General features: G+C 37.2%; 25 protein-coding genes. 11 read left to right on the top strand and 14 right to left on the bottom strand.

The window, feature by feature from the left end; all coding sequences use genetic code 11:
* Position 1 precedes the first annotated feature (1 nt).
* Positions 2–1,300, top strand: coding sequence for a hypothetical protein (locus JNG87_RS11570; protein WP_202838582.1), 1,299 nt, complete (start codon positions 2–4; stop codon positions 1,298–1,300).
* A 38-nt stretch (positions 1,301–1,338) separates the two neighbouring features.
* Here JNG87_RS11570 and JNG87_RS11565 read toward each other — a convergent pair whose 3' ends face one another.
* Positions 1,339–1,677, bottom strand: a complete 339-nt coding sequence (locus tag JNG87_RS11565) for a winged helix-turn-helix transcriptional regulator (protein ID WP_114821030.1) — start codon at positions 1,675–1,677, stop codon at positions 1,339–1,341.
* Between the two features lie 101 nt (positions 1,678–1,778).
* Here JNG87_RS11565 and JNG87_RS11560 point away from each other — a divergent pair, with 101 nt between their 5' ends.
* The 7 genes from JNG87_RS11560 to JNG87_RS11530 all read left to right on the top strand — a co-directional run bounded on the left by JNG87_RS11560 (position 1,779) and on the right by JNG87_RS11530 (position 7,475).
* Positions 1,779–2,525: an SDR family oxidoreductase gene (locus JNG87_RS11560; protein ID WP_238349570.1), complete on the top strand. Its 747-nt coding sequence runs from the start codon at positions 1,779–1,781 to the stop codon at positions 2,523–2,525.
* A 172-nt stretch (positions 2,526–2,697) separates the two neighbouring features.
* Positions 2,698–3,681 (top strand): heme-binding domain-containing protein, encoded by a 984-nt coding sequence (locus JNG87_RS11555; RefSeq protein ID WP_202838580.1) that lies wholly within the window; start codon positions 2,698–2,700, stop codon positions 3,679–3,681.
* Positions 3,678–4,121, top strand: a complete 444-nt coding sequence (locus tag JNG87_RS11550; protein WP_202838579.1) for a hypothetical protein — start codon at positions 3,678–3,680, stop codon at positions 4,119–4,121. The genes JNG87_RS11555 and JNG87_RS11550 overlap by 4 nt, the downstream gene beginning before the upstream one ends.
* 80 nt (positions 4,122–4,201) lie before the next feature.
* Positions 4,202–5,215: a sensor histidine kinase gene (locus tag JNG87_RS11545; RefSeq protein WP_202838578.1), complete on the top strand. Its 1,014-nt coding sequence runs from the start codon at positions 4,202–4,204 to the stop codon at positions 5,213–5,215.
* A complete protein-coding gene (locus JNG87_RS11540; protein ID WP_202838577.1) occupies positions 5,196–5,960 on the top strand; it encodes a LytR/AlgR family response regulator transcription factor in 765 nt (254 codons plus the stop codon). The genes JNG87_RS11545 and JNG87_RS11540 overlap by 20 nt, the downstream gene beginning before the upstream one ends.
* Before the next feature lie 307 nt (positions 5,961–6,267).
* On the top strand, positions 6,268–7,044 hold the full coding sequence (locus JNG87_RS11535; protein WP_202838576.1) for a DUF1223 domain-containing protein: 777 nt from the start codon (positions 6,268–6,270) through the stop codon (positions 7,042–7,044).
* A 38-nt stretch (positions 7,045–7,082) separates the two neighbouring features.
* Positions 7,083–7,475, top strand: coding sequence for a DoxX family protein (locus JNG87_RS11530; protein WP_202838575.1), 393 nt, complete (start codon positions 7,083–7,085; stop codon positions 7,473–7,475).
* Positions 7,476–7,810: 335 nt separating this feature from the next.
* On the opposite strand, the gene JNG87_RS11525 is transcribed toward JNG87_RS11530, so the two are convergent.
* From JNG87_RS11525 to JNG87_RS11510, 4 genes are all read right to left on the bottom strand, one after another.
* A complete protein-coding gene (locus tag JNG87_RS11525; protein WP_202838574.1) occupies positions 7,811–8,803 on the bottom strand; it encodes an MBL fold metallo-hydrolase in 993 nt (330 codons plus the stop codon).
* An 82-nt stretch (positions 8,804–8,885) separates the two neighbouring features.
* A complete protein-coding gene (locus tag JNG87_RS11520; protein ID WP_202838573.1) occupies positions 8,886–9,887 on the bottom strand; it encodes an aldo/keto reductase in 1,002 nt (333 codons plus the stop codon).
* Positions 9,888–9,973: 86 nt separating this feature from the next.
* Positions 9,974–10,879: a helix-turn-helix domain-containing protein gene (locus JNG87_RS11515; protein ID WP_202838572.1), complete on the bottom strand. Its 906-nt coding sequence runs from the start codon at positions 10,877–10,879 to the stop codon at positions 9,974–9,976.
* Between the two features lie 107 nt (positions 10,880–10,986).
* Positions 10,987–11,445: a hypothetical protein gene (locus JNG87_RS11510; RefSeq protein ID WP_202838571.1), complete on the bottom strand. Its 459-nt coding sequence runs from the start codon at positions 11,443–11,445 to the stop codon at positions 10,987–10,989.
* 537 nt (positions 11,446–11,982) lie between these two features.
* Here JNG87_RS11510 and JNG87_RS11505 point away from each other — a divergent pair.
* Positions 11,983–12,270, top strand: coding sequence for a GNAT family N-acetyltransferase (locus tag JNG87_RS11505; protein WP_047433564.1), 288 nt, complete (start codon positions 11,983–11,985; stop codon positions 12,268–12,270).
* Here the strand turns inward: JNG87_RS11505 and JNG87_RS11500 are convergent, their stop codons facing one another.
* Entirely contained in the window at positions 12,271–13,368 is a 1,098-nt protein-coding gene (locus tag JNG87_RS11500) for an MBL fold metallo-hydrolase (protein WP_202838570.1), read from the bottom strand.
* Positions 13,369–13,539: 171 nt separating this feature from the next.
* On the opposite strand from JNG87_RS11500, the gene JNG87_RS11495 reads away from it, so the two are divergent.
* The gene (locus tag JNG87_RS11495) at positions 13,540–15,078 is read left to right on the top strand and encodes a S41 family peptidase (protein ID WP_202838569.1); all 1,539 of its coding nucleotides are present in this window, start codon (positions 13,540–13,542) and stop codon (positions 15,076–15,078) included.
* A 43-nt stretch (positions 15,079–15,121) separates the two neighbouring features.
* Here the strand turns inward: JNG87_RS11495 and JNG87_RS11490 are convergent, their stop codons facing one another.
* From JNG87_RS11490 to JNG87_RS11465, 6 genes are all read right to left on the bottom strand, one after another.
* A complete protein-coding gene (locus tag JNG87_RS11490) occupies positions 15,122–15,712 on the bottom strand; it encodes a hypothetical protein (RefSeq protein ID WP_202838568.1) in 591 nt (196 codons plus the stop codon).
* A 13-nt stretch (positions 15,713–15,725) separates the two neighbouring features.
* Complete coding sequence (locus JNG87_RS11485) at positions 15,726–16,235, bottom strand: RNA polymerase sigma factor (RefSeq protein WP_202838567.1); 510 nt, start codon at positions 16,233–16,235, stop codon at positions 15,726–15,728.
* A 247-nt stretch (positions 16,236–16,482) separates the two neighbouring features.
* Positions 16,483–16,842 (bottom strand): hypothetical protein, encoded by a 360-nt coding sequence (locus JNG87_RS11480; protein WP_202838566.1) that lies wholly within the window; start codon positions 16,840–16,842, stop codon positions 16,483–16,485.
* Between the two features lie 61 nt (positions 16,843–16,903).
* Complete coding sequence (locus JNG87_RS11475; protein WP_202838565.1) at positions 16,904–17,719, bottom strand: hypothetical protein; 816 nt, start codon at positions 17,717–17,719, stop codon at positions 16,904–16,906.
* Positions 17,720–17,729: 10 nt separating this feature from the next.
* Complete coding sequence (locus JNG87_RS11470; RefSeq protein WP_062675295.1) at positions 17,730–18,239, bottom strand: RNA polymerase sigma factor; 510 nt, start codon at positions 18,237–18,239, stop codon at positions 17,730–17,732.
* A 155-nt stretch (positions 18,240–18,394) separates the two neighbouring features.
* Positions 18,395–20,026 carry an NADP-dependent glyceraldehyde-3-phosphate dehydrogenase gene (locus JNG87_RS11465; protein ID WP_202838564.1) on the bottom strand — a complete coding sequence of 544 codons (1,632 nt, stop codon included), beginning with the start codon at positions 20,024–20,026 and terminating at the stop codon, positions 18,395–18,397.
* A 286-nt stretch (positions 20,027–20,312) separates the two neighbouring features.
* Here JNG87_RS11465 and tpx point away from each other — a divergent pair, with 286 nt between their 5' ends.
* Positions 20,313–20,882, top strand: coding sequence for a thiol peroxidase (tpx, locus tag JNG87_RS11460; RefSeq protein WP_202838563.1), 570 nt, complete (start codon positions 20,313–20,315; stop codon positions 20,880–20,882).
* Between the two features lie 262 nt (positions 20,883–21,144).
* Here tpx and JNG87_RS11455 read toward each other — a convergent pair whose 3' ends face one another.
* Complete coding sequence (locus JNG87_RS11455) at positions 21,145–21,852, bottom strand: TonB-dependent receptor plug domain-containing protein (RefSeq protein WP_202838562.1); 708 nt, start codon at positions 21,850–21,852, stop codon at positions 21,145–21,147.
* A 177-nt stretch (positions 21,853–22,029) separates the two neighbouring features.
* Positions 22,030–22,737 (bottom strand): DUF6261 family protein, encoded by a 708-nt coding sequence (locus tag JNG87_RS11450; RefSeq protein WP_202838560.1) that lies wholly within the window; start codon positions 22,735–22,737, stop codon positions 22,030–22,032.
* Between the last annotated feature and the right edge of the window lie 260 nt (positions 22,738–22,997).

Here is a 22,997-nt window from a genome sequence, read left to right as displayed (position 1 = left end):
TATGAAAAAAACTATAACCCTATTATTTGCTTATTTATCAATATTTTCATGCAGCAGTTCAAACGATGATATTACGGAGGTGGTCACAGTAACACCTCCTGTTATTGAAAATAAGATTAATTTAACTTCAACTTACAGTGGTACCACTGAAACGGTAAGTTTAAAATGGACACTCAGCGGAGATGCCACTTATAATCATTATAAAATTGTAAGAAGTGATTCTCAAAATGGGATACAATCCGAAATTGGTAATAGCTATCCGAATCAGTTTACATTTACTTCAGCCGTACCATTTAACCCTTATGTAGAATATCAGGTTATTGGTATTAAGGCTAATGGTGAAGAGGTTAAAAGTAACATTATAAAAATTGAAAGACCTGAGATCAAATTGGTTAATCTTAAAACTTTTGATGCCCAATTTGATAAAAACTCCGGAAAGCTATACCTATTAGATACGGATGGGAAAATTGCTATTTATGATGTAAATACAAACTCTGTTACCCATCAGATCAGCACAAATGCAACTTTAGGCTACTCTGATATTGGAACCTATAATGGAAGTGTAGAACTATATGTTCCCAGAAATGATGGTTGGGTAGATATTTATGATGGAAATGACCTGACATTGAAAGCTCAGGTGAGTTTCGGAATGCCGCTCATCAGTACTGTTTATCATAACGGTATACTTTACGGTTCTTCAAATAGTAATAGCAGTTCCAGTGTGATTAAATCAGCAAGCAGAGCTACAAAAGCTATAATTTCTCAATCACCTCAGCTTTATTATAATAGTGGAAGGATGAGAAAAGCTGTAGGGACTTCTGTGCAATTATATACCATAACACAGAATATTTCACCTGTAGATATGGATCTTTATAATTTTGATCTTAATGGTAATTACATAAGTCATCAGGACGATACTTATCATGGAGATCACCCACTTAATTACAGGATATTTGAAGCATTTCCTGATGGAAGAATCATTACGGCAAGTTCAGGTTCTGTCTATAATTCGCAAATGATTTATCAGAATGATCTGCCTTCCGGAAATTCCAAGCTTTCAAGTTTTGATTTTGATGGTAACAGTATTATTGCAGGAACCACAAGTAAGACCATTGAGCTTTACAACATCAATTCTTACACAAAAACCAAGACAATCAATACAAAGAGATATCCTTATAAAGTGTTCAGCTACAATAATAAGGTAGTCTGTGTAAGTTCAGTTACTCAACTCAACGTTCAGTCTTATGATTATTCGGGAATAATTCCTGACAATATAATGATCGAAATTTTTGACAAATAATTATAAACCTCTCCTTTGTGAGAGGTTTTTTATTGGCATTATTTCCTATCTTCCACAATTACTCTTCTATGCTCCCTGCCCCAGTTGATCATTTCCTGAATGATATTTCCAAAGGTTCGGCAGTATTCTGTGGGTTCATATTCTATTAAAACAGGAGTTTCGGGATAAACGGTGCGTTTTAGCAGTTTATTCAGTTCCATATCTTTCAGTTCTTTAGAAAGCATTCTGGTGGTAATTCCGGGAATACTCCTTTCAATTTCCCTGAAGCGTCTGTTCCCGTTACACAGTGAATTGATGACAGGAATCCGCCATTTGCCTCCGATAAAATAAAGGGTATCCTGTAATGCTCTGAGTTCTTCGTTCTGGTCTCTTTCCATAATTGCAAAGTTAAGTGATATCACGAATGATACTGGTATACTCTGTGATACTGGTTACAAAAGTATACCATTTTGAAATAACTTTGTCAAAAAATTTTACAATGAAAAAATTCAGTAACAAACTGGCTATCGTAACAGGAGGAAACAGCGGGATCGGATTCGCTGCAGCAAAAGAACTTATTTCAGAAGGAGCAACCGTGATCATTACCGGAAGGCGAAAAGAAGCTGTAGAAAAAGCAGCCCGCGAACTTGGTGCCATTCCGTTTATCTCAGATCAGGCTAACCTTAACGATATTGATCTTTTAAAAGAAAATATTGAGAAACAATTCGGGAAAATAGACATCCTTTTTATCAATGCAGGAATTACAGGTACGTTGACTCCGATTGAAGATATGGATACCGAAAATTTTGATCAGGTCATGAACATCAATTTCAGGGGAGCTTACTTTACATTAAGCAAATTCATTCCATTATTAAACGATGGTGCTTCTGTCATCTTTTTATCTTCTATTGTGGCTTCTACCTATAAACCCAACAGTTCCGCTTATCAGGCAAGCAAGGCAGCATTGAACTCCATTGCAAAAACAGCCGCCGCAGAATTAGCTCCAAGAAAAATCAGAGTGAATATGATAAGTCCGGGTCCGATAAAAACAGAAATCATGAGTAAAGCAGGCCTGGATGAAGAAACTTTGAAAAATATCCAAAACCATCTCATAGAACAGATTCCAATGAAGAAAATGGGAACCGCTGAAGAGATTGCCAAACTGGTTACTTATTTAGCCGACAACGATTCTTCCGGGTATGTCACCGGAACTGAAATTGTGATAGATGGTGGTATTACTTTATAAACAACAGATTTAATCAAATCCCGGTAATTGTGTTACCGGGATTTTTCTTGTAGATTTTCGGGGTTAAAAATTCCGGATTCGCCTTTTGATTTGTCCAGCTCGGACAGTTTTCCGTTTCACAGCATGTACTACCCGCCTACTTTTGATCCAGAAAAATAAAACAATACTCATTATGGATACCGTAAAGAAAAAAAGAAATCCCATTGCCATCGTATTTCTGGCTATACTAGGTGTTTTCGGAGGGTTGCAGCTATTCAGTAAACCTTTGGAAGGAAAACCGGTTACAGGAAAAATTGAAGCCCCAAAGGAAGTGATCAGTATTCTTGAAAACTCATGTTTCAGCTGTCATTCCAATCAGCAGAATTTAAGCTGGTATGATAAACTTGCTCCTGTTTCCTGGGCTGTGAACAAAGATATCAAAAGAGCCAGAGAAGTCCTGAACTTCTCAGAATGGGAAAAGTTATCTCCTGCAGAACATCAGGGAAAAATGTACGCTATTCTCAATATGATGCAAAGTGGTAAAATGCCTCTCCATGAGTACACCCTTCTGCATCCCTCAGCCAGGATTACAGCAAAAGATATTGAAACGATCAAAAAATATACACTTTCATTATCCTCAGCAGGTCCTTCTGTTCAAAAAAAGATTGAGACACCTCAGGTATCATCCTCTGTACTAGATCCGGCATCAACCAATTTCCCGGTTTCTCCCAACGGTGTTCGATACACCGATGATTTTAAAAACTGGAAAGTCATCAGCATGAGTACGCTGTTTGATAACTCTATCCGTGTAATTTATGGAAATGATATTGCGGTAAAGGCTGTGAAAACTGAGAACTTTCATCCGTGGCCGGACGGAAGTGTGGTAGTAAAATCCGTATGGAAACAAGAAGAGCTTCCAGATGGAGAAATCAGACCCGGAAAGTTTATCAATGCGCAGTTTATGGTAAAAGATCCCAGACAATATAAAGATACAGAGGGTTGGGGATTTGCAAAATTTTCCGGAGATGATCTTTATCCGACAGGAAAAACCGCTTCCTTCGCCAAAGAATCCTGCATTGCCTGCCACAGACAACTCGCTGAAAAAACAGGATATCTGTTTGATGTTCCCATGAAAGTAAATACCCAAAGACTCATTCAAAATTTACAGAAAAAATGAAAAATACCATCCTGATCTTATTGGTAAGCCTTGTTTCTCTTACCGCCTGCAGTAAAGAAAACAGTGATATGAATAATGGCCTTTCAAGGGTTGTTTTTGACCCGGGACCTCTCAAATTTATCTCTAATTCTTTAAATCCTAAAAAAGAAACTATGTCTGCCTTATATGGGAACGAAAAAGCACTGGTATCTTTAACAAAAGAAATCCAAACCCCTGAAGCAGGTTCTGTGATGAAACTGGTAACCTGGAAGTATCATGATAATCCTCAATATATCGGAGGAACCATCACCGGAGAATTGGTAAGTATTGAAACTGTTCAGGCTGATCATTCTGGAAAGGTTTCCTATGATATAAAAAATAGTCTACCACAAAACAGCTCACCCAATAAAGAAGAAAGAATACAGTATTTTATGAGTTACCGCGCTGTAAACAGGCCTTAATAAAAAACTACAGTTTCACTTTTTATCATAATATTTTAAATAAAAAAGGTTAATTTAACCTTTTCAAATCAGCAGATTTCATGCAACAGCAAAAAATAAAAATCTCACAAGCTATTATCTGGATAAGCTCCATTTTCCTGGGAGTTCTATCTTCTGTACCCCAGCTGGCGTCTAATGAGTTCAACTGGAAAGAAGCCGTGGTCAACTCAGCTATTACGGCAGCATTTTCGGTGATCATGTGGTACGTCAATATTTATATGCTGAACCGCACCACAAAACGCAGACAGCATATCTCGTATTCCAGATTGATGGTGGTACTGGCTTTCGGGATGGTGATTATGTTTGGACTGGCATGGATTCAGCAGCTGATTCTGTCTCATATCAATTTTGGTCCTGTAATGCTGATGGTGGAAGTAAGGGGAATTCTGATTAACCTGGTTTGCTATATGTTTCTTACGCTGCTTCAGAACAACTATACAGGGCAGCAGATACAGCTTGAACTGGAAAAGGTAAAGAGTGATAATCTGGGTGCTCAGTATGAATTATTAAAGCAGCAGATCAATCCGCATTTTCTTTTCAACAGTTTGAATACGTTAAAATTAATGGCAGAGACTCATGACGAAGAAACCGTTGATTTTATTGTCAAGCTTTCTGATTTTTACCGTTTTACGCTGGAAAGCCGTAAGCTGGATCTGATCAGCGTTCAGGAAGAAATGAAAATCGTGGATTCTTATCTTTTTCTTCAGAAAGCCCGTTTTGGAGAAGGGATTAAGTTTACCAACGAGTTAGGAAAAGAAACCGCTCAAACGCTTATTCCTCCTTTTACCCTTCAGCTATTGGTAGAGAACTGCATCAAACATAATATTGTTTCTCAAAGCAAACCTCTGCACATTACAATTTATACCGCTGACGATAATATCGTGATCGAAAATCCTATACAGCGAAAAGTAACCCCTGAAGATTCTTTGGGAGTTGGACTGGACAATATTAAAATGCGCTACAAACATTTATTGGAAAAGGATATTACCATTCATTCAGGCGAAAAAACATTTCAGATAAAACTACCATTAATCCATGAATATAATCATTATTGAAGATGAATTCAGGGCGGCAAAATCCCTGCAGAATTTAATTTCAGACTTAAAACCTGAATCAAAGATACTAGGTGTTTACGACAGTATTGAAACAAGTATTGAAGGCTTAAAGGAAATCAAACCTGATCTTATTTTTATGGATATCCATCTTTCGGACGGACTCTCCTTTGAAATTTTCAAATCAGTGGAGATTACCTGCCCTGTGGTTTTCTGTACTGCCTTTGATCAGTATATGCTGGATGCTTTTAAAAGTAAAGGAGTTGATTATGTTTTGAAACCATTTTCCAGGGAAGATATTGCCGAAGCCCTGCGAAAAGTTGATGAACTGAAAAAATTCTTCCAGAAAAATGAACTTCCGGACCTGGAGTCTCTGATACAGAAAATCAGCCAGCCTGCTACTGCAGGTAAGAGTAGTTTTCTGGTTTTTAAAAATCAGAAATACACCACCATTCCTACCGAAGACATTGCTTATTTTTATATTCATAATGAGATCACCCATCTGGTTACATTCACAAAGGAACAGTTTCCTCTTACCCAGCCTTTAGGACAAGTGGCGGAACAGGTTTCCGACAAACAATTCTTCAGAGTCAACAGGCAATATCTCGTTAATTTTAAAGCGATTAAGGAGATGGAACATTATTTTCAGCGTAAAATACTGGTAAAACTCACTATTGAAACCCCTGAAAAACTTTTGATTAACAAAGAAAAGACCCATAGTTTTTTTACTTGGCTGGAGGATAGATAAAGCAGTAAGGAAGATGGAGGATGGATGCTGGAAGTACTTGAAGACAAAGTCTTATTTAAATAAATTATAGCCCTGATTGAGATGATCAGGGCTTTCTTTTGTTAATTTTTTAAGCTTCCTGGCTTATATTAAAAATAAACCTGTATTCCATTTCGTGCTCTGAAACTTCCAGCCTCCCACTTCCAGCTTCCATCCTAAAACCCTTCCCCTCACAATTTCCGGATTCACCTCTCAATTTGTCCGGTTGAACCTGTTTTGTATTCTTTTGCCTTTATCAAGTATCTACTTTTGAATCAAATTAAAAGACATGATACTAAAAAACTTAATTACAGTAAGCGCTTTTACCGCGGTATTATTTGCAGCCTCAGCATTTATTCATCAAAATAAAGATCAGAAGACAGCACAGCATTCCACTTCAGAAAATAATGGTTTCGCTGTTCTGGAACTCTTTACTTCAGAAGGCTGTTCAAGCTGTCCTCCTGCAGATGAACTGATGGGAAAAATTGAAAAGGAATACAAAGATGAGCCTGTTTACCTCCTCTCCTACCATGTTGACTACTGGAACCGTCTCGGATGGAAGGACCGGTTCAGTACGGCTGAAAATTCCCAGCGGCAACAGCAGTACAGCCGCCTGCTGAATTCCCAGGTTTATACTCCACAGCTGGTAGTCAACGGAAAAACAGAATTTGTAGGCTCTGATGAAAACAATATCAAAAATGCCATCCGAAAAGCTCTGATTACTTCTAAAAAAACACCTGTAGAATTATCTGCCGCCATTTCTCAGCATAAAATTGATGTTCAGTATAAAACACCTTCCGCAGATCCTCAGAATATGCTGCTCATTAATCTGGTTGAAAAACATTCTTCCACAGAGGTAGGGAAAGGCGAAAATGAAGGACGCCATCTGCATCACTGGCAGATTGTCCACAAGCAAAACCTCATCTCATTAAATAAACAGCAGGAAGGAACAACAAAATTTAAACTTCCGGAAGGATTTTCTCCGGAAAACTGGGAAGTCATCGCTTTTATTCAGAATAGGAGAACGGGAGAAATCTCAGGATCAGCAAAAACAGCTTTTAAATAAAATACTATACAATTTAATTATCACTAAAAATTACAACAATGAAAACAAAAACTACAAAAATTATCTATTGGTCAGGTGCTATTTTTATGTCATTATGGTTTGGAGCCAGCGGTTTCTTTGAACTGACAAAAAATCCGGTTGTATGGGATATTACGCGACAGCTTGGATATCCGCCTCATTTTATTTATATATTAGGTATTTTTAAAATCTCCGGAGTTATGGTTCTTTTGCTTCCCAATAAATTATTGAGACTAAAAGAATGGGTGTTTGCAGGAATGTTCTTTGATATTCTGTTTGCTTTCTTTTCAAAAATTGCGGTACTGGGTTTTCCGTCTACGGTAGATGCAATTGTTGCCTTTTCTGTGTTAACGGCAACTTACATCATGTTCAGAAAGCTGTATTCTCCTGAGGTGGTATTTGGAGAGGCTTAATGATAAAACTCTAATTTTTTCTTATGTTTGAAACAGATCCTTCCATTGCTTGGGAGGATCTGTTGTTTATATATGATCAATAAATTTTGGTTAAAACCGAATAAATAAATGTTGATTATGAAAGCGGACTAAAGTCCGCTGCTATTGATTGTATTGCGTGTATGATGTATCATCCCGTTTTGACCACCCCGTCAAAAATTCTTTGAATTTTTGCCACCCCTCCAAAGGAGGGGAATACTGAGCACCTATTTATTAATCCAGGTAACGTATTCCTTATCCCTAATCCTCTTTTTCTCTCACCTGCAACCTACGATCTGCTATCTGCAACCTATTCCCTAATTCATAAAACCTTCCGGAAACCATTCAAAGCCGGATGTTTTCTTTTTTGTGTAACCAAGGCCCGGCCAGGGTAAATGGTAAGCAAACGCTCTGGTTCTGGTATCCGCCAGTTGTTGAAGGAATTTTTTTCTTGAAGCTGTTGCGATATCCAGATCTGTATCTCCGAAATAGCCCCATTCAGGGTGTGGAAACAAGATAACATCAGAATGGATAAGGTCTGCAATATAGATCAGCTTTTCGTTTCCTGAAGAGATGGTGGTAACGGTTAAGCCTGGTGTATGGCCAGGAGCTAACTGGAAACTAAAATAATCATACAATGTATTATTAAGGTCATAAAACTTCAGTTTGGGCTGAATCGTTTTCAAAATATTCTGAATTGCAGGAATAATCTGATTAAGAAATCCAGGTTGTGTTTTCAGTGCACTGTTGCTGAAATCTTTGATGGAAGCTTTCATCCAGAAATCATGTTCTGTTTTGGAGATGAAAATATCAGCATTGGGAAAAATAAACTGATTTTGTTTATCCACTACTCCGCCAATGTGATCCGGATGGGCGTGAGAGATGAAGACATCGGTAACATCTTTCGGAGAAAATCCTGCTTTTTGGAGACTTTTTAATAGAAATCCGGTTCTTTCATCAGCAAAAATCCCCATTCCGGTATCGAATAAAATGAGTTTATTTTTTGTTTTAACTAATAGAATATTCATCGCCATATCGATATAATTTTCCGGTCTGAAATTGTTTTTAAGGATTGATTTCAATTCTGTAACATTTCCTCTGGGAGCGAATGAGTTCAGGTTTTCTTCATGGATATATCCGTCCGTGAGAACAAATAGTTCAAGCTCACCAAGCCGCAATTTTTTAAATCCGGAAAGATCGTCTCCTGTTTTTTCAACAGTTGTTTGAGACTGTGCCATTAAGCCGGAGAAAGGAATCATGCTCAATGTTCCTGCCAATAATCCGTTCTTTAATAATTCTCTTCTGTTCATAGTCGAACTCCTTTTAAATATAAAAACAAAAAAACTGAGCTCTTTTTATTGTAAGAAGCTCAGTTTTTATCTAACATAGTTTTTAATTGTTCACCAGTTTCATTGAACCTTCATTGTATCTTTCTCCCACATTAGGGTATTTTTTCAGGATCGCATCAATGGTATCCAGATCTGATTGAGAAAGCTCAATATTAACAGCTGCAATGTTTTCTTCAAGATATTTGATTCGTTTTGTACCAGGAATCGGGATAATATCATCTCCCTGATTCAACACCCATGCTAAGGCAAGCTGGGTTCCTTTTACTCCTTTGGAAGCTGCCAACTCATTGATTTCGTTAGCCAGTTTGGTATTATTTTCAAGATATTCCTGCTGATAACGCGGTAATGATTTTCTGAAATCGTCATCACCCAGATTTTGTGCATCATAGATATTGGTGAAGAGTCCTCTTGCCAACGGTGAATAAGGAACCAAAGAAATTCCCAGTTCTCTGATGGTGGGTAAAATCTCATTTTCAACATCTTTCGTAAGGATAGAATATTCTGACTGCAATGCTGCGATAGGGTGAATTTTATTAGCCTTTCTGATAGATTCTGCCGAAGCTTCAGACAATCCAAGATATTTCACTTTTCCTGCCTTTACCAATTCTGCCATTGCTCCTACCGTTTCTTCTACAGGAACATTAGGATCTACTCTATGCGCATAATACAAGTCGATTGTATCGATCTTTAATCTTTGAAGGCTTAAATCTACGGCCTGTCTTATCCATTCCGGAGAGCCGTCGAAATAAGTTCCCGGAGCACCGCTGTGGCTCGCTTTACCATCTTTAAACCTGAATCCGAATTTGGTAGCAATGAAGATTTTATCCCTGTTCGGTACTAAAACTTTAGAAATCAGTTTTTCATTTTCTCCATTGGCATACATATCTGCCGTATCCCAAAAGTTAACTCCTAAATCCAAAGCTCTGTGCAGGGTATTGATACTTTCCTGCTCGTCGGTAGGACCATAAGCGAAACTCATTCCCATACATCCTAAACCGATTGCTGATAACTGTTCTTCTGTGTTTCCTAATTTTTTAAATTTCATGATAGGTATGATTTAATTTTACATGACAAAATTAGAACATCAGGAAGCCAATCCTGATATAGAATTCAAACTAAGAATTATAAAATTCAAACAACATCCATTCTTAAGGCATTGGGAGTAATTCCGGTTTGTTTTTTAAAATAATTGGTGAAATAAGCGGGTTCTTCAAAACCTAATCCGTAGGCAATCTCAGCAATATTCCAATCTGTATGTTTCAGTAAGGCATTGGCTTCCTGAATAATCCTTGCGGTGATCTGCTGGCTGGTTGTTTTTCCTGTAATCTCTTTTACCGAACGGTTCAAAGAATTCACATGAATGGAAAGACTCCGGGCATAATCATTCGGCGTTTTTAATTTTAAAAAGGCCTCAGGACTGTCGATAGGAAACTGTCTTTCCAACAATTCCATAAATAAAGAGGCAACCCTTTGTGAAGCATTCTGATAAGGTTCGAAACTTTCTGCCGGCTGCATTCTCATCGTCTCATGAATCATCAGATGAAGATATGCTCTCAGCATATCATACTTGTGAATATAATCCGACTGGATCTCCGTCATCATTTTGGTATAGATCTCAGCAAGTATTTTCTGCTGTTGTTCATCTACAAAAAAAACCGGAGTTCCTCCAATCTTGAACAGCGGAGAATCCTGAAGGTTTCCCATACGGCTTCCATTGTGCAGAAACTGATCGGTAAAAAGGCAGAACCAGCCTTTCTGATCTTCATCATCGGCTTCCCAGGAATAAGGAATAATGGGGTTGGAAAACAATAATGCGGGACGGTCTACTTTGATCCATTTGTCAGCATAATGAAGCTTTCCCTTTCCTATAATTAAAGAAATCTTATAATAATCTCTCCTGCTGTAAGGAGTGTGCGGAGAGCAATACTCCCGTGAAAAGACATTGAAGTGGCCCATTTTATTCACCCCAATACATTGAGATGCCAGATTGGGAGCATTCCTTTCATAAAAACCTTTGAGTGATTCGTGTGATTCCATAGATCAAAGTTATAAAAATCAAACAAAATAAATCACATCAGATATTGAAAAATAATATGGCTGACAAAAAATGTCAGCCGTTATAAGTGATAGAGTTGATAATGGGCTTAATCCCAGTCACCGTCATGCCCGTGACCGCGGTGTTTATTTTGTTTTTTATAGTATTTCTCCTGATCTTTATAATACTTTTCCTGTTGTTTACGGTATTTTTTATAATCGTTTTTGTTTCTTCCATAGACGATTACCGGATTCTGACCTCTGTAATATTTCTTTTTAAAGAGGATATACTTTTCTCTACCCAGAATTCTTTCCAGCTCCGAATAACGGTCATTCCTCCATCTTCCCGGTTCTACTACGTAAACTCTGTTCCACGTATCATAATCACGGTATCTGTCATTCAACACATAAATCTGATTGGCCTGTGTTGTTGAAAGCACAAGATCAGTAATTACTCTTTGCCAGTTGATGTCCGAGATACTTCTTCTATAATCATTATAATAATCGGACTGGGCATAACTAAGACTAAATGTCCCAACCAATAATGCTGTTAATATTAATTTTTTCATTTCACACCACTTTAAAATTAAACATGAAGGGATAGTCAATTAAAGTGCCAATTCTTAAATATAAATACTAATATTTGTTAATAAAAATCATAAACCACTGATTATCTTTGAAATATTTTCTGCGTTTTTTATGAAATTTATAAACATTAACCAATCCAAAGTCATCCTCAGAACGCAAATAATTACATCCAACGAAAACTTATGAAATATTAATAATCAATGAATTGTAGATTATTTTCAATATAAAAAAAGAGATCTATTTGAAGTTTTGGCTGAAGCCGTAGGAGAAATTATATATTGTATGGCGGGCTAAAGCCCAGCTCTATTGATCCTGACATACGGATATTTAATGGTAATATCTTTTATCTTTTATCTTTTATCTTTTATCTTTTATCTTTTATCCATTTATGTTATAAAATTCGTTAAGATTATTAAAAACTATTATCTGATATCATTTAATTTCGTAATTTTAATGGAGAGAATGTTTTTAAAGAATTGTCTCAAAATTATTTTTAATCAACCAAATCTTACATTGTTATGGAAAATATAAAGTTTCAGGTATCTCAATATCAGGATGAATTGCAGCTACTTATCGATGGGAAAAAGGCAGGTTATATGTCCATAGAGGTTGATGGAAGACTGCTTATTGTATTTTATACGAAACTTGATGAAGAGCGTGAGGGAAAAGGATACGCCAAACTATTGCTGGACGAGCTGGTACGCTATGCGGAAGAAAAAGATTTGCTTGTAGACCCGGAATGCGATTTTGTAAGACAGCAGTTTGAAAATCATCCTGCAAGGTATAAAGAAATCTGGCATGCCTGATCAGCTTTCCCACCAGGCTGTAAATTTCTGGTCTGACTGATTCAGATGTACAACCTCACCTATCATCGGGGTGAGGATATTCAACTGTTTTTCTTTTCCAAGGGCGGTTATCTTTTGTAAAGGCTCATTCCACGGATGAAGTGCCAGTGCAAATTTGGCAGCATGAACCGGGATAATACGCTGTGCTTTAAGATCAATAGCAGCCTGAACAAAATCTTCCGGTAAGGTATGGATATACCGCCATGCCTCTCCATATTGTCCGTTTTCAAGAACAGCATAATCGAAAGGTCCGTATTGCTCGCCTATTGTTTTAAAGTGGGAATCATAGCCGCTGTCTCCTCCCAGAAAAATTCTTTTTGTTGGGGTTGCCAGAACATACGAACTCCAAAGCGTATCATTCTGTCTCACTCTTCTGCCGGAAAAGTGTCTGGCAGGAGTGAAAACAATTTTTATATCATTTTTCAGGGCAACTTCTGTTCCCCATTCTTCTTCAATAAGCTTGTTTTCAGCATATCCCCATCTCTCCAGGTGCGCTCCTACTCCCAAAGGTATAATGGCCATGTCTGTTCTTTCTTCAATCGATTTTACCGTTGGGTAATCCAGGTGATCAAAATGATCATGCGTGATGACCAGATAATCTATGCCGGGAATGTCTTCAGGTTTAAAAATATCTGAGCCTTTGAAAGCTTTATTAAAGTATTTGAAAGGTGAGCCATAAAGGCTTAGAACAGGATCTATCAGAAAGGAAACGCCATCTGTCTGCAGGTAATAAGATGAATGTCCCAGCCAGATCAATACATCCTGATTTTTATCAAAATTTTTCAAATCGGTATGAAGAGCTGGAATTTCTTTCAAAGGTTTCAGCAGCGGATCTTTTTTTCCTAAAAAGAAATCATAAGTCACTTTTGACATTTTGTAGCCTTCTGTAAGGGAAGGTGTATGGCTGATATTCTGGAATTGTCTGTTTTTATAGAGTTTCGACTGCCTGATGCGCTTCAGCCTTTTCCCTTTTGGCACGCCACCAAACGCCTTCATATTGATCACGATAAAAAAAGTTACCGTCAAAACAACTATACACGTAATAATCCAGTAAATCATCTGTACGAAATAAATATCAAATGTATTGACTTTTGTCTTTACATGAAAGTTTATTCCATTTTACTGCATTTTTTAACTAAATTTATCATGTATTTTTAAAAATTTATTATTCATTTAAGTCGGGATTAATTTTAAACTTTCTATTTTAGCACCCTAAAAAACTCAGATACATTGAAAAATTATTCGGTAATATTACTTCTCGCTATTTTTTCGTCCTGTGCCTCTGTAAAAAAACACAACGAACAGCGGGCTTCATGTATTCCACCGGAGCAACTTAAAGAGGATGTGGACTTTGCGTATTCAAAATTACAGCAAATGCACCCTCAATTATACTGGTATATTCCCAGAAAGGAACTGGAGCGTAAATTTGACAGTCTCAAGCAAACGATCACCGAATCTCTTACCCCACTTCAGTTTTATTTCAAACTTCAGCCTGTCATTGCCGGAATTCGTGAAGGACATCTTTCATTGAGAATTCCCAGAAAGAAATTTACGAAAGAAGAAATTAAAAGATTGGAACACCAAAAGGGAATGTTCAGCCGTTTTGAATATTATATATCGGGAGACCGAATGTATATCATTCAAAACAAAGACTCTATTGAGCATATAAAGCCAGGAACTGAAATTTTATCCATCAATAATGTACCTGTATCTGATTATATCAAAAAGTACAGAAGCCTGATCAGCAGTGATGGTGATAATACTACTTTTCACCCGTATTTTTTAAAAGATCTGTTCTTTAATTTTTATACTGCCGAAAATGGATTTGACAGCAAAGCCACTCTTGAAACCCTATACCAGGGAGAAAAAAAGACGTATACCTTAACCAGAGAAACAAAATCTGACGCTGATCTTGAAAAGGATAAGGAAATGCAGAAAAAGACCCCGGAAAAGAAACTGAATGATTATGTAGCTTCAAGTGATTCTTATAACAGAAGCTTCAAGTTTCTGGACAAAGACAGTGCTATTGCTTATATTAAGGTAAAAAGCTTCTCAAGGGATTACTCAGATAAGTTTTATAAAAAAGCTTTTGCCAGCATCAACCATTCAAAATCTTCCTACCTCATCATAGATGTCCGAAACAATTACGGCGGTTCATTATATGAAATCAATAACCTGTATTCGTATTTAGCTGATGCACCGTTTACTCTGATAAAACCCTCTCAGCTAACTTCAAGAAATGCACCTTTACGCACCAATTATTTCAGAAAAAGTACTCCTTTAGAGTATGCTCTTAAAAGTATCGCTTATCCGAGTTTTTTTCTTGCGCAGACTTTCAGTACCTATAAAAAGGATGGAAAAGTATTCTACAAGATGAAGGCTGACAAACCTACAAAACCTAAAAAGGAAGCCTTTCATGGAAAAGTTTTTGTGCTGATCAACGGAGGCAGCTTCTCAGCATCTTCCATTATTACCGCCAAACTTAAGAATGATAAAAGAGCAACGCTTGTGGGAGAAGAAACCGGAGGTGCCAATGACGGAACTGTGGCCGGATTTTATTCCTACCAGAAGCTGCCCAATTCTGAAATCAGATTTCCGATAGGACTACTTTTGGTGCAGCCTAATATTAATTTTTCAGATTCACGGAAAGGGGTTGTTCCGGACGTGACTATTACTGAAAATATGCAGGATATTATTGATCAAAAAGATCCGCAACTGGATTGGATAAAAAACGAAATTGCCAAAGAAAAAGAACATAAAGGGCAGTAATGAATATAGGTTTCGGCGGGCTTTCAGCCCGCCGAAACCTTTTCTATCTTTTTAATTCTTCTAAAAGATCTTCAATATATTGGATATATCTTCCATAGTAGCGTTTATACCAGAACCTTCCTACAATATAAAGCAAAAATAATCCTACGGTTACTGTACTAATTAAGATCACCGCAATCTTCAATTCACTCAAAGGTTTTGGCCACGGGATAAATTCAAGAACAATCAGGATCTCGCATACGAGAAACGGCGCAAAACTGATGTAGTATGAGAGGTAATACTGTTTGTTAAGATTGAGCTGCATCACGAGATCTTTCAAAGAATCATAGGTTTTTGGAGCGGGATTACTGATTTCATTGTACAATGTAAAGAACTTACTGAAAAAGAAAACGGTAACCAAAAGCATGGAGGCAATCAAAACTGTTATATACAACTGAAGTTTAAATGGTCTGCACACAGAGCACACCAGAAAAGCAAAGACAAAGATTCCTATCATCCACCAGAATTCCACACGCATGTTTTTACGTATCTTTTCCAGGGGGAGATGTAATTTATTCCTCTGTTCTATACTTATTTCAGGAGTTTCCTCCACAATATCTTCGTTCCAGGTATTTTTCAATTCATCGATATTCATTGGATTACTGATTTTAATGTTGGTTGGTTTTTATTTGGCTTAAGATATCTTTAAGTTTATTTTTTGCCCGGTTCATTTTCACTCTTGCATTGCCCTCTGAAATTCCCATCTGTTCTGCAATCTGTTTTCCTGAAAAATCCTCCAGATAATAAAAAATAAAGGCCTTGTCGATAGGATTAAGCTGATGAATAGCCTGATACATTTCAGCCAGGCGCTCTTCTTTACGGTAATCATAGTCTTCCTGAATAATAATTTGGTTAGAAAAGTCTTCATGGGCGATAAAGCTTCTTCTCTTTTCTGATCTCAGGAAAATAATAGCTGTATTCAAAGCAATTCTGTATAGCCATGTTGAAAATTCACTTTCACCTCTGAAACCCGGAAATGCTTTCCAAAGCTGATAGGTAATCTCCTGAAAAAGATCATCGCGGTCATCCTTTTCAGTCATATACATTTTAGAAATCTTAAACAGGATTCCTTTATGCTGTTCAATCTGACTTATAAACTCTTGTTCTAATGAGGTCATGGGCATTTACTCTATAGAGTTAGTTTTCGTTTAAAAAAATTGTTACAGATTTTTACAAAAGAAATAAAAAGCCTGACCGAGAAATACTGCCAGGTCTCATTGTGTGTGTGTTTTAAGCTTTTTACTATTTCCCCGGAATAGCATGAGTCGAAATAATTTTTTCTGACCTGACCAGTTAGGAGAAAAAAATAATCACCTGATATTTTTTCATATCAGGTGATTGTTTTTTGTGTATTTAATTCTTTTATTATTTAAAATCAAAGAAATCATCTTTTTCCAGATAATGGTTCAGAGCTGTGATAAGCTGAGAAGAGCTAATACCAGCACGCTGTCTGAAAGCAAGATCTACCACATCCTGAATATTTTCATCTGAACACATATAATGGAGCTTGTTATGAAAAACGAAATCAGGTAAGATTTCATTATCATCCCCACCAATATCCAAAGGATCTCCGATAAAAATTTTCATTCCGGGCTTAAATTCGTCTGCTGAAGAATAAACTGCATAATTATATTCCGGGTCAAAGGATGCTTGCCTATCCTGTTTGCTCTTTACCAGTTCCAGAAATTCTTCTATAGAATACACCTGATTTTTAAAATCATCCATGTGACATTTTTTACAACTCAATTTTCTAAAGATAGAAATTTTACAGAATACAGCGTAATTTCTAATTCAGTTTATTTAAAGCCCTCTGCAATGATCCGATATCCAGAAAATCAAGTTTTGCCCCTACTATGATAATGATCAAAAGAACAATTGTCAGAAATAAAATAATAAAAAAATACATGGATACAAACCATATGACGGTATTCAGGATGTTTCCTTTAATTCCCATTTTATTCATGAAAAATTTCTGTGAACGTTCAAACCATGTTTTTTTCTTTTCACGTTTTGGTCTTACTTCAATTCCATTCAGTTCATCTACCCAACGCACTACATCATCAATGTATCTTCCGTACATATAATAGATCCAGTATCTGATAATAAAAGCAATCAACAAAAGGGTAATCAGAAGACTGATCCCGAAAATAGCCAGGTTATATTCCCTGTCAAAATGAAAATTGATCTGGATCAGAGACAAAAGAAATCCAAGCGGGATATAAGAAATATAATATGAGATATAAATTTCTTTCGAGATGAGAAGCTGCGTTTTGAGCGTAAACAGATCATAATTTGTATTGGTACTGTTTTTTCTAAGCAGCTTATACAATTTCAGGAAGCGGGAATAAAAATAAACAATAATAGCAACGGTCAGGATCGTGACAAATACTGAAATCGTTTTAATATTAGAATCCTTAGAGGCGAAAGGAAAACCTGTTAACAGCAAAGGCAGTGTTACAATCATCAGCCAGAATTCAGTTTCCATATTCACTTTCAGCATCTGCAGCGGAGAATGTATTTCCTTCTGTTTTTCCAGAGAAATTTCAGGAGATTCCTGTCCTGTATCTTTATTCCAAAGTTCTTTAAAATTTTCTAAATCCATAGTGTTATTTTTAATAGGAATCTGTTCCCTGTCTGGTAATGATCTCTTTCAGCTTTTCTTTTGCTCTCTTCAGCTTTACCCGTGTATTCACTTCAGTAATTCCCAGCTGTACAGCAATCTCTTTTCCGGAAAAACCCTCTAAAAAAAAGAATATAAGGGCTTTATCAATGGGGCTTAGCTGATGGATAGCTTCATACATCCGCTTCATATTCATATCATCCGTATCATTATAAGGTTCCTGCCGGGCATTCAGCCCATCGACATTCTGATTCTGTATAAAACTACGTTTTTTTTCACTTCGCAGAAAAACAATTGCTGTGTTGAGTGCAGTTCTGTACAGCCATGTGGAGAAATCACTCCTCTTTTGAAAATCACCATATGATTTCCAGGCCTGGTAAATGATCTCCTGATAGAGGTCATTCTGGTCGTCCTTATTATCCATATACATTTTAGAGATCTTGAAAACAACACCTTTGTGCTTTTCAATTTTCTCTAAAAATTCTTTTTCGGGTGAAGACATGATTTACACACTGATCCTTAGATGATATTTCTAAAAAATACCATCTTATTATAACACAAAACTCTAATTTCCGGCATTAAGTTAAAAAAATCCTCAACAAACCAAGGTGTTTATTGAGGATTTTTATTTTATGTTAAATACAGTTTCAGTCAGAATCAGAAAATATAATCTGTACTTAAAAAGTTAGAATCATGTTCTCTGACAATAGTATTCAGCAGCTCTTTGTTGGAATCTGTCAGTTTTGCCGCCACCAGAGACCGGATGGAGAATGAACGGAGTGCATCAAAAACAGAAAGTGTTCCTTCTGCACTGTCTTTTCTTCCTGTAAATGGAAAAACATCGGGGCCTCTTTGTGCCTGGCAGTTGATATTGACACGGCTTACAAGATTTACAAAAGGATCAATCAGTCTTGCTACTTCATGAGGATCTTCACTGAAAATACTTACCTGCATTCCGTGGGAAGCATTCACCTGATATTCTATAGGCTCTTCTATATCTTCGAAGGGAACAACAGGAATCACAGGACCAAACTGTTCTTCATGATAAAGTTTCATCTCACTGTTTACAGGATATACAACTGCCGGGAAAACAAAAGATTCATCTGTATAGCCTCCATCTTTATTCAGTACTGCAGCTCCTTTCTGTAAAGCATCATCAATACATTCTTTCAGATAAGCCGGTTTATTGACCTCCGGAAGTGGAGTTACTTTCACCTCTTTTTCCCATGGCAGCCCGGCCTTCAAAGCAGAGACAGCAGCACTTAATTTTTCTGTAAACTCCAATGCCACTTCTTTCTGAACAAATATCAGTTTCAATGCTGTACAACGCTGCCCGTTGAAAGAAAGTGCTCCTAAAATACACTCACTTACTGCTACATCAAGATTTGCATTTTTAGTAACGATGGCTGCATTTTTAGCATCCAGACTCAGGATGGCTCTTAAACGGTTTACTTTCGGGTGTAATTTTTTTAATCCGTTCGCCACTTTACTGGATCCGATAAAGGCAAGAACGTTCACTTTCCCGCTTTCCATAATGGGAGTGATAATTTCTGAGCCTTTTCCATATAATGTATTCACCGTTCCTTTCGGGAAGGCTTCTTTGAAAGCATTTAATAAAGGATAATGAGCTAATACACCATGCTTTGGTAGTTTAAACAGGATGGTATTTCCCATGATCAGAGCCGGAATCAATGTGGTAAAAATTTCATTCAGAGGATAATTGAATGGCCCCATACTTAAGACCACGCCCAGCGGTGCTCTCCTGATCTGTGCAATCGTTCCTTCTGCCTGTTGAAAGCGGGAAGATTCCCTGTCAAGATCTTTTAATGCATCAATGGTTTGGTTGATATAATCTACCGTACGGTCAAACTCTTTGGTAGAATCGGCCAGTGTCTTTCCGATTTCCCACATCAGTAGTCTGATAACCAGATCTCTCTGCTGGATCATCAGATATACGAATTTCTGCATGCATTTGATACGTCCTTCCACAGACATTGTCGGCCACTCGCCAAGTCCGTTATCATAGGCTTTTACACAAGCTTCGAGAACTTCCATCGCCTCGTTCGGACCAATATTCGGAATACTTCCCAGAAGTTTTCTTTCCAATCCGTTTTCTGTGGGGATGCATACCGGGGAATAAATTTCCGTGACATCTCCTTTCCACTCTACCAGTTCTCCATTTAAAAGATACGCTCTCTGATGGATAACCGGAACTTTATATTCTTCCGGAATTTCGTTTTCTCCTTTAAAAATGCTGTGATGAAATGATGCTGTATTTTCTGAACTCATAAATCTTTCTATTTTTTTATGTGATAAGATTGAGATTGTCTCAAAATTTAAATTATTTGACTTTCGTCATTCTGACGAATGAAGAATCTTTATTGATTTTTATATGAGATTCTTCATTACATTTTATTTCATTCAGAATGACACCTTTGAAACAACCTTGTTTAATAATATAAAGGTAAAAGTAAATTGTGTTGAAAAAAATAATCTGACAATAGATTCGATCTATTTGAATTAAAATTAATCTTAGCTCCTGAAAAAAGAATAATTTAGCTTAAAAATAAATTTCATGTTTTCAAAATTAGTTTGCGGCACACTGCTATTCTTCTCTGCGGTGGGCTTTGCTCAAAAATCTAAAGCGATCAATACAGTTTTAATGGGCGGGAAAGAAGTTCATACTTATGCCAAATTACCGGCACTGAATAAACCGGCTCCTAAATTTACCCTTACCGATGTGAATATGAATGACCAGACCCTGGATTCCTTCAAAGGAAGATACGTTATTCTGAATATCTTTCCGAGTGTAGACACTGGTGTTTGTTCTGCTTCTGTACATCATTTCAATGAAGAGGCAGGAAACCTTCCCAATACCGTAGTCCTTTGTATTTCCAAAGATCTGCCGTTTGCCCAGAAAAGATTCTGTGGCGCGGAAGGCATCAAAAACGTAATCATGCTTTCTGATTTCCGTTCCGATTTTGGCTGGAATTATGGTGTGGAACTGGTAGATTCTCCAATGAAAGGGCTTCTGAGCAGAGCGGTTGTGGTGATAGATCCTTCAGGTAATATTATCTATGAAGAACAAGTGCCGGATATTTCTCAGGAACCGAATTATGAAGCAGCTATTGCGGTTGTGAAATAATAAATGGCTTAAAAAATAAAACTCAGCGAATTGCTGAGTTTTTTTATGTTATAATTGTTTTGTTGGAAAAACGCTAAGGCGCAAAATGACATTAAAAACTTTCTGTTGTAAGGCGCAAGGATTTTATCGGAGATAAAATTTCACACCACCACTGTCATTGCGAACCGCAGGTGAAGCAATCTCAATATTCTCCCGCAGATTAGGCGGATTAAGCAGATAAATATGAAAAAGATCTGTGAGATCTGTGGGAAAATAAAGAGTCTTAATTTGTTTTATATTTTTTTCTTTTTGTAGTAATTACGATTACCCCATCTTTGGCTTTTTCGCCATACTTTACTACAGCAGAAGTTCCTTTCAGAACATTTATTGTTTTTATCAGATTAGGATCCAGTGCATTTATTGCCTCAAAATCACTTATTTTCCCATCTACAATATACATAGGTTTATAGACTGCTCCGCTTGAAGGAGCTCCACCAATACGTATATTGCTATTATCTTTAGGAGCCTTCCCAATTACTCCTGATAATTTTGATACAATTTCTTTATTTTCCTTTTCTTTGTCTTCTAATAAAGCACTGGCAGGCATTACTGCAACAGAACCAAGCCATTTTCTGTCTCTTTGAGTACTGAAAACAATTTCATGTTCATCTTCAGTCTTTAGGGTATCACAGGTTTTATTTTGCTGTGCGTTAGCACTTACAATCCCTCCTGTTGTCAGCATAAAGCCCACGGCAAACTTCACAAAAAGAGAATTAATATAAGAATAATGCAAATCCCTGTTGAGCTGTGATGGATTAAAAGCTCCACAGATTTCCTGCGAAGCATCAGCAAAAACATCTATAATCTCATCATCCGAGGCTCTTCTGAAATCTCGCACGGTTTTGGAACAGACCGCACAAAATCTTCCTTTTTCATCTGGTGTCATGGCATTCCAATTTTCATGACAGGGTTTGGGTATGGTTATTTTCATAGGATTTTTTTCTTATAAAGATGCATTAGTGAAAGAATAGGTTGGAATTACTATTAATTTTTTTGGAAAATAATACCGCACCACTTGCTGAAAATATCAGATTCTCTTTCATCTTACAAAACACATCAAGATAAAAACTTTATGCCCTTGCTGTTCTCCAACAAAAAATCAGCTCGCCTATTTCTGTGGAGTTTCACCACTCTCTTTCTTCTCTGATGTAGAGTTTTTTGCAGCTTTCACCAACTCATTGGTATCACTGTACAGCAATTCCCAGCCTGATACCTCTTTCATCACCGTGAGAAGATTAAGATATGATTTCAATGTTTTCTCCAGATCTTTACGGATAGCACTCGCACTCGTCATTTGACGAAGATCGGCATTAGCTCCTGCCTGCTCTGCAAACACTACCTCAAAAGCATCCTGCTTAGCTTTCATCTCTGCAAAGGCTGCATCCAGAGAAAGAAGCGTGATCTTCTGTTTGTTTTCTGTCGTTTCTAATGCTTCTATAAGCTTCTTCATCTGAGCGGTTTGTGAAGAGTAACTGAGCCTGTCCATGTTCAGTCCAAAAGTTTTGAATACTCCGTAAAGATCCTCTGCCAGCTGATAGTTGGCAGCAGAAGGCAGCTTACGATATCCGTTCAGGAAAGATTTCAGATTGGCATAGGCGGTATCTCTTTCGTGATCGGCAGTGGCTACGTCCTTCCCTTTTCCGCTGTAGACCTGCTTTGTATAGACCTTGTCATATTCCGTATAGGAAGACGCCAAAGCGCCTACAAGAGGATGATTGTCAATAACAGCGTATTTTCCGGATTGGGCATTAGAAAGAATTCTCTGAGCTAAAGTCGCAAGATCTTTAGTGCTCAGCTGTGTGAGGGCAATTTTCATTTTTTTGTGTTTTTGGGATTAATAAATTAACACTCAAATATAGAAAAAAGTTGTTTTGTTACAAACATGATTGCAACAAACCTCCCAAGGTCTTGGGAGGTTTCCCCCAACTTGCAGGAGACTTTCCAAGAGCTTGGCAAGTTTCAAACATACTTGTTTGTAATGAACGGAGGACTTGGGAGGGGTGTTTTGCTGTTGTTTTAGAGTTCTGGAGGGGTTGGGGAGGTTCTAAATAGAATGTTTTGGAGTTGGAAGTTTTT

It is taken from the genome of Chryseobacterium cucumeris (assembly GCF_016775705.1).
GTDB classification, from domain to species: domain Bacteria; phylum Bacteroidota; class Bacteroidia; order Flavobacteriales; family Weeksellaceae; genus Chryseobacterium; species Chryseobacterium cupriresistens.
Note: the sequence above shows the minus strand (reverse complement) of the source record. Positions and strands in the feature narration are given on the sequence as shown.

What these genes read in the sequence shown, in the direction of transcription:
- JNG87_RS11555 (WP_202838580.1), top strand. Translation starts at nt 2,698, where the DNA reads ATGGATACCGTAAAGAAAAAAAGAAATCCCATTGCCATCGTATTTCTG.
- JNG87_RS11510 (WP_202838571.1), bottom strand. Translation starts at nt 11,445, where the DNA reads ATGAAAAAATTAATATTAACAGCATTATTGGTTGGGACATTTAGTCTT.
- JNG87_RS11505 (WP_047433564.1), top strand. Translation starts at nt 11,983, where the DNA reads ATGGAAAATATAAAGTTTCAGGTATCTCAATATCAGGATGAATTGCAG.
- JNG87_RS11560 (WP_238349570.1), top strand. Translation starts at nt 1,779, where the DNA reads ATGAAAAAATTCAGTAACAAACTGGCTATCGTAACAGGAGGAAACAGC.
- JNG87_RS11485 (WP_202838567.1), bottom strand. Translation starts at nt 16,235, where the DNA reads ATGACCTCATTAGAACAAGAGTTTATAAGTCAGATTGAACAGCATAAA.
- JNG87_RS11475 (WP_202838565.1), bottom strand. Translation starts at nt 17,719, where the DNA reads ATGGATTTAGAAAATTTTAAAGAACTTTGGAATAAAGATACAGGACAG.
- JNG87_RS11520 (WP_202838573.1), bottom strand. Translation starts at nt 9,887, where the DNA reads ATGAAATTTAAAAAATTAGGAAACACAGAAGAACAGTTATCAGCAATC.
- JNG87_RS11515 (WP_202838572.1), bottom strand. Translation starts at nt 10,879, where the DNA reads ATGGAATCACACGAATCACTCAAAGGTTTTTATGAAAGGAATGCTCCC.
- JNG87_RS11500 (WP_202838570.1), bottom strand. Translation starts at nt 13,368, where the DNA reads ATGATTTACTGGATTATTACGTGTATAGTTGTTTTGACGGTAACTTTT.
- JNG87_RS11465 (WP_202838564.1), bottom strand. Translation starts at nt 20,026, where the DNA reads ATGAGTTCAGAAAATACAGCATCATTTCATCACAGCATTTTTAAAGGA.
- JNG87_RS11540 (WP_202838577.1), top strand. Translation starts at nt 5,196, where the DNA reads ATGAATATAATCATTATTGAAGATGAATTCAGGGCGGCAAAATCCCTG.
- JNG87_RS11545 (WP_202838578.1), top strand. Translation starts at nt 4,202, where the DNA reads ATGCAACAGCAAAAAATAAAAATCTCACAAGCTATTATCTGGATAAGC.
- JNG87_RS11480 (WP_202838566.1), bottom strand. Translation starts at nt 16,842, where the DNA reads ATGGATGATTTTAAAAATCAGGTGTATTCTATAGAAGAATTTCTGGAA.
- JNG87_RS11530 (WP_202838575.1), top strand. Translation starts at nt 7,083, where the DNA reads ATGAAAACAAAAACTACAAAAATTATCTATTGGTCAGGTGCTATTTTT.
- JNG87_RS11450 (WP_202838560.1), bottom strand. Translation starts at nt 22,737, where the DNA reads ATGAAAATTGCCCTCACACAGCTGAGCACTAAAGATCTTGCGACTTTA.
- JNG87_RS11525 (WP_202838574.1), bottom strand. Translation starts at nt 8,803, where the DNA reads ATGAACAGAAGAGAATTATTAAAGAACGGATTATTGGCAGGAACATTG.
- JNG87_RS11570 (WP_202838582.1), top strand. Translation starts at nt 2, where the DNA reads ATGAAAAAAACTATAACCCTATTATTTGCTTATTTATCAATATTTTCA.
- JNG87_RS11550 (WP_202838579.1), top strand. Translation starts at nt 3,678, where the DNA reads ATGAAAAATACCATCCTGATCTTATTGGTAAGCCTTGTTTCTCTTACC.
- JNG87_RS11535 (WP_202838576.1), top strand. Translation starts at nt 6,268, where the DNA reads ATGATACTAAAAAACTTAATTACAGTAAGCGCTTTTACCGCGGTATTA.
- JNG87_RS11565 (WP_114821030.1), bottom strand. Translation starts at nt 1,677, where the DNA reads ATGGAAAGAGACCAGAACGAAGAACTCAGAGCATTACAGGATACCCTT.
- JNG87_RS11455 (WP_202838562.1), bottom strand. Translation starts at nt 21,852, where the DNA reads ATGAAAATAACCATACCCAAACCCTGTCATGAAAATTGGAATGCCATG.
- tpx (WP_202838563.1), top strand. Translation starts at nt 20,313, where the DNA reads ATGTTTTCAAAATTAGTTTGCGGCACACTGCTATTCTTCTCTGCGGTG.
- JNG87_RS11470 (WP_062675295.1), bottom strand. Translation starts at nt 18,239, where the DNA reads ATGTCTTCACCCGAAAAAGAATTTTTAGAGAAAATTGAAAAGCACAAA.
- JNG87_RS11490 (WP_202838568.1), bottom strand. Translation starts at nt 15,712, where the DNA reads ATGAATATCGATGAATTGAAAAATACCTGGAACGAAGATATTGTGGAG.